Source organism: Escherichia sp. WS1450 (assembly GCF_046487395.1).
Taxonomy (GTDB): Bacteria; Pseudomonadota; Gammaproteobacteria; order Enterobacterales; family Enterobacteriaceae; genus Escherichia; species Escherichia coli.
In genome coordinates this window covers 1-5,548 of record NZ_JBJQJO010000064.1, presented here as the reverse complement: position 1 = coordinate 5,548, position 5,548 = coordinate 1, and the positions used below count along the sequence as shown (strand labels likewise).

Annotated in this window: 3 protein-coding genes and 2 pseudogenes; 2 read left to right on the top strand and 3 right to left on the bottom strand. The window is 42.6% G+C overall.

The genetic code is table 11. The features are described from left to right. The 3 genes and pseudogenes from ACJHYR_RS26730 to ACJHYR_RS26720 all read right to left on the bottom strand — a co-directional run. Positions 1-230 (bottom strand): annotated as a pseudogene (locus ACJHYR_RS26730) (hypothetical protein); the annotation flags it as partial. A gap of 42 nt (positions 231-272) precedes the next feature. Then, positions 273-953, bottom strand: a pseudogene (locus tag ACJHYR_RS26725) (WYL domain-containing protein). Positions 954-1,155: 202 nt separating this feature from the next. Continuing rightward, positions 1,156-2,040 carry a GTPase family protein gene (locus tag ACJHYR_RS26720; protein WP_001116795.1) on the bottom strand — a complete coding sequence of 295 codons (885 nt, stop codon included), beginning with the start codon at positions 2,038-2,040 and terminating at the stop codon, positions 1,156-1,158. Between the two features lie 100 nt (positions 2,041-2,140). Here ACJHYR_RS26720 and ACJHYR_RS26715 point away from each other — a divergent pair, with 100 nt between their 5' ends. Both ACJHYR_RS26715 and ACJHYR_RS26710 read left to right on the top strand, forming a co-directional pair. Then, positions 2,141-3,364 carry a hypothetical protein gene (locus tag ACJHYR_RS26715; RefSeq protein WP_001107219.1) on the top strand — a complete coding sequence of 408 codons (1,224 nt, stop codon included), beginning with the start codon at positions 2,141-2,143 and terminating at the stop codon, positions 3,362-3,364. 1,463 nt (positions 3,365-4,827) lie between these two features. Further along, on the top strand, positions 4,828-5,548 hold a 721-nt coding region (locus tag ACJHYR_RS26710; RefSeq protein WP_410233182.1), incomplete at its 3' end, for an inovirus Gp2 family protein.

Here is a 5,548-nt window from a genome sequence, read left to right as displayed (position 1 = left end):
ATTACCAGCGCCTGACCATCTTCCGTCATGGTCTGACACCAGCCGTTTTTGACAGCCCAGTTGCCGGCGGAGGCGGAGAATGATGCCACAGTGAACAGCAGGGGAAAAAGAGCTCTGGTATTCATGACTGACCTCTGAAATGAACGTACGGTGTTATTGATAATGATGGAAGGTATGCAGTGACTGTTCAGGGAATGACGTAGCCGTATATTTAGTTTTCTGTTCAACATATTGTCTCCATACCTGTCGGGACGGCTTTGGCAGGCCGGCGATCACAGGTTAAAGGTGTTGATAAGTTTATGGATGAAAGAGAAATGTGGCAGGGCGGAGATAAAACGCTCTTCAGCGACCAGACTGTGGATGTGGCCTCTCCGTTCAAACCGTTCTGATGTCAGGCTGACTGATTTGATATCTGCCAGAGGAAAGACCTGCAGTTTTCCCTTCTGTAACGCGATCAGATACCAGCTACCGCTGTAATAAATGAGCCGGCAGGGCTCCAGTGACGGATACCATCGCTCAGTCATCAGAGAGATGTGGATACACTGTCTTATTGCCAGGATGAGTTGCGAGAAACACTCGGGGAACGTTGCAGTGATATCCGGCGCCGGTAGCCAGATAAGGCAGGGAGAGGGCTCCTGGTTGTCGGTAAGACAGGTTATCAGTCGTCCGTTCCGGAGCGGAAGTATCCGTGCGATCCCGGTATTCTGTATAAAAGAAAGCATTTCAGGGATCGCACCTGGGCTGCTCTGTCGTCTGAGGCTGTACCTGCCATTTCTGTACTCTAAATCCAGGTGAACCAGACGCTAATGAAAATCGCGCTGTAAAGTACGTTCTGTAACGCCAAATTCATCTGACAGTGTCTTTAGTGACAGAGATTCTCCGGCCATCAGTCGGCTGATAATGAGTGATAAGCGAACCGCCAGACGATCATGCCGGGAACGATCATCAGACATAGATGTGTACTCCGTAAGAAAACATCTTTTATTTCATGATGTTATTATGCCTCATGGTGTTGAAAGGATGTGTCGTATCTGAATAATCAGGAATAAAATGCAGCAGAAAAAATATTCCTTTAATTATCTGATTTTTAATGATGATTTCATAAAAAGAAGAATACTCGTTAATCCAGCGACACATCCTGTCGGCGTGAGTGTGTCAGAACAGACGATCCCACAGTGTTTCCAGCAGGCGGATAATGCGGTCCCGGGCTTTACGCAGAAGCTGTAACATCCAGACCGGAAAAGTGAACCGGGCAACGGCGTCGTCAAAACTTTTCCCGATGGCGTCACCAAAAGTCTGTTGTGCGTGTTTCTGGGCCTGTTCAGAGCGGTTTTCCCCCCGGATATGTGAATAAACCGCACTGGTTGCCTGCGGTGGCAGGGCGTGGATCATCAGCGACACAAACGCCGGAAGATTCCAGCCGACAGGCGCAGCAACGGGGAGTACCGGAAATGATGACGGGAACAGGGTTGCCACCCTGGCTGTAACAGTTGCCAGTGAGAGTTCCTGGTGACGGGATGGGCATTTTTCTGTGGCATTCCATTCTTCAGCAGGAAACACGCGATCGGCATGGCTGAGAACAAACAGAAAACGCGAGGGATCTGCACCTTCATTCAGTAAAAACTGATGCATGGCAATATCGGCAGCATACGCACGTTCATCAGCCCGCAGGATCCAGATAATCAGATCCAGTTCCGGCAGTAACTGACGGTAAAGCTCCCGGTATTCCTGATCATGCTGCGGTGTCTCACCAATGCCGGGCAGATCGACCAGCGTCATTCTGCGTTCACCAATCTGCAGGGTGAGGCGATGAGCCTGGCGGGTGCAGCCGTTCAGGGGATGCGTGGCGCAGATACGGGACTGAAAAATGGCATTACACAGACTGCTTTTGCCGGTGCCGGATTTACCCATAATGCCAATCACGGGCTCGTAATGAATAACACCGTGGAGATGTTCAAGGATTTTCTGGCGAATTTCTTCAGGAAGAAACGTCAGATATGATTTCACTTGCGCGGAGAGGGAAGAATTGCTGAATGGCATACCGGTATCCTGTTGATTTCACTGAACCGGATCACACTAATCCGGTTTATCATTCAGGTAATATGGGTGTGAAAATTTTTCCATTGACGGGAAGAAGAGTATGGCTAAAAACAAAGGTATCTGTCGGAATAAAAAATGCAGTAATCCTGTTTCAGAATTTGATGAGGCAAATGCCTTAAGGTTATGCGATGATCATTATAAGCTATGGAAGCGAAATAAAGAGAATCGTCGGGTCAGGAATATTTGTCGTATAATTAGTAGATATGACAAAAGTCTGGACTGGGAGATATTTTATAGAGTAAGAGATGCTGCAAAAAATAAAACGGGAAAGAGAATTATTGAGGACGCAAAAATATTACATCAATGGCGTGCTTCAAAGCAAGTAAGAAAAAGTTTTCACAAGGGTGTGCTTCGGTCACGGGAATGGCTTAATACACAGGAGTTACTGAGCAGAAAACATATATCTGTTACAGGTGAACTATTTAAATTTTACATAAAAGATATTATCAGATTATATTGCTATAAGTTTCTCTACAGCAGAGAATATCTTAATGAAAACGCATACAAAAAACGATATCAGAGAGATATTCACCCCAGAAAAGTTAATGTTCCGATACTGCAACTTGAAGTTGCATGGATAAATAATAATTGCCGCTCAAGTGATTCAAGCACTGATATTATTATCCTTCCGAGGATGATAAGAAGAATGGTTGTATTTAATTATACGAAGATAAATAAACAATTAGAGAAAGTGTTGGGGGGGATAGCACGAAAACAAACCTCAGAAAGGAATAAAGGCGGTCTCTATACCAGAATAAAAAAAGAAAGTGACTTTCTTTCTATGGATAGATTTATGGTGGAAATAGAAAATATCATAAGACCTGAAAGGTTTCCTACATCAATTTATCCAGTCTTTTCACATTCATTTATTGAACGAGAGCTTCCGCTACTGAATCTTGCCCGATCACAGTATAAAAGAGCAATAAGTAAAAGAGTGGCGAATTCAATTTTTTATACTTTACAAAAAACTAACGTGGCATTATGGCTATATCTTGAAATGTTTGCTCTGGTGGCATTCATTAAACTGTATACAGGAAAAGGTTTTGAATTCATAAAGAACATGTGTGTATTTATCGATTATGAGAAAGGGATAATAAAATCCACACATGAAGAACTGCTGGGTGAAATTAAGCGTAACATTCAAGTGAATTTGAAGGTGAATCCTGATAATTTTCCAGAGTTAATAGACATATACAATTCATGCTTTAGTGAAAATATATTGTCATATGATATTCAGGATGGTAATTTTAAATGGCGCTCATGATGTAAAAATATTAATTTCACATTACATATTAATTATAAACAAAAAACATATAATTAATTTCAATGAGTTACATATAAAAATGTTGATGATTAGCCAGCTTAGTATGGTTATTCAATGTGATGCTTAACGCTTACAGATAATAACACATTCATATGAGCTATATATCATAATATTCAATAATCATGATATGCTAATCTGATTATGGATAAAAATTACTGAATGACGCCATATTATGATTGGCAGTGTTTCCTGTATACGATGACTTATCTCTCCCGCATCATATGGGGGCACGTTTCTTAGGAAAAGTGACGGGGTTACAGAAGCCAATTACGATAGTTTGTTGTAGAGTTATCACGAGTTTTTGTTGTTCTGAAGACGGAATCAGAAAAATAATTCCAGAGTAAACCTGTCTGTTTTTTGACCAGTAAAGATCCATGCTGGCCGTGAAAAACTGAAATCAACACTCAGTCTGCATGGATGTCTGAAGATATTGAGAATGTCGGGAATGGTACTATATACGTATTATATACGTATTATACAGACATATCTTCACTAAGTGTTATACACGCATTTTCATAAACAATTCTACAAGTGTTTTCATTAAGCATTGCTGTACACATTGTTTGATCTGATACACATCCAGTTTAGTAAATCTTTACGTTAGCTAAAATCAGTTTAAAGCTGCTACAAAACAATCTTTCCTGTTTAAGTAATCAGGATGATATTCTATTTTTCTGAAGTTACGTTTAACCTTTTCTTAGTTTTTGTGTTTTTAGTCGTTAACCTGAGACAAGTGTCTTTATGTAAAAACGCAAATCCGGCTGAGATAACCTGGCGTGATTTACTGTGTGCTTACGATGATTTTGTTAAATGGTTTTATGGATGATTTTGTAACGATGAGATTGATGAGATGATTAACTGGCCCTGGTGTTTTTTCTCAGCGCAAGACTCTTTTCAGGAAAAGCGTGATGATTGGTTCTGGTGTTTTGATTCAGATGAGGTTTACGTTATCGATGGTTAACCGTTTTTATGGAGCGTAGTTAAAAGTAACGTTTTCAGTATAAGAAAATCGATTCTGATGTTGGTGGTTTTTGTTCTTGGAGCGGGGGTGTCTGTAAACAGGTTTTAATCGCGCTGTTCGGCTCTGTGATTGAGTTGTGTGGTTAAGCTGTAGGTGTGGTGTTGCTGTTGATTTACAGCGCCAGAAAGCGTTCTGATTGCGTTTCTGACGTTTTGTTTGCGCGGTCTGTTGATCCGTTTCCCTTCAGGCTTTGTAGTTTTTAAAAAACATTTATGCCGTTGTTGTGTGTTTTACTCTGCGTGTAGGTTTATTTTTTCTTCGTGGGGGATTCATTCTGTTTTAATCAGGAGCCATTGGCGTTGCTCAATGGCGGGATGCCGTAAAGTTTTACCGCAGTGATTAATGATGTGAAGTCAATCCAAATCAACGGAGATCTCTCATCATGAATCAACCAATACACAATGCTTACTGGTTATCCCGTTTTGAAAGTATTCTCAACAGTGCCCTGGCGCAGCACCGTGCCGTCTCGTTAATCCGGGTGGATTTACGTTTCCCTGAGTATATGCCTGCCACCATCATGGATACCGATTTAGATTCAGCGGTGATTTCTCGTTTTTTTGCATCCCTGAAAGCAAAAATTCAGGCTTACCAGCGACATAAACGACGTGCCAACAAGCGTGTGCGTGCAACCACTCTGCGTTATTTCTGGTGTCGGGAGTTTGGCAAGGAAAAAGGCAGGAAACATTATCACGTGATATTACTGCTCAACAAAGATACCTGGTGCTCGCCAGGGGATTTCACCGTTCCTTCTTCGCTGGCGACGCTGATCCAACTGGCATGGTGTAGTGCTCTGCATCTTGAGCCCTGGCAGGGTAATGGACTGGTTCATTTTTCCAGGCGGACGCCTTTCCGTAAACCGACATCATCTGATGCTCGCCCTTCTTCCGATGATACGCCTTTGTCGGGTGGATGTTCTGAAACTAGGAAGGCTTCAGACAAAAAGCCGGGTGAATCCGCTGTGCTCTGGGTCAAGCGTGGTGATGTGGAAGCGATGCAGAAAGCCCGGAACAGAGCCAGTTATCTCGTGAAATATGAGACGAAGCAGCATGACGGTTCCGGGCAACGTAATTATGGTTGCAGTCGTGGGCCGGGGCGTCTGCTGG

Excerpts from the sequence above, each read along its gene's own strand:
- ACJHYR_RS26720 (WP_001116795.1), bottom strand. The coding sequence starts at position 2,040 with ATGCCATTCAGCAATTCTTCCCTCTCCGCGCAAGTGAAATCATATCTG.
- ACJHYR_RS26715 (WP_001107219.1), top strand. The coding sequence starts at position 2,141 with ATGGCTAAAAACAAAGGTATCTGTCGGAATAAAAAATGCAGTAATCCT.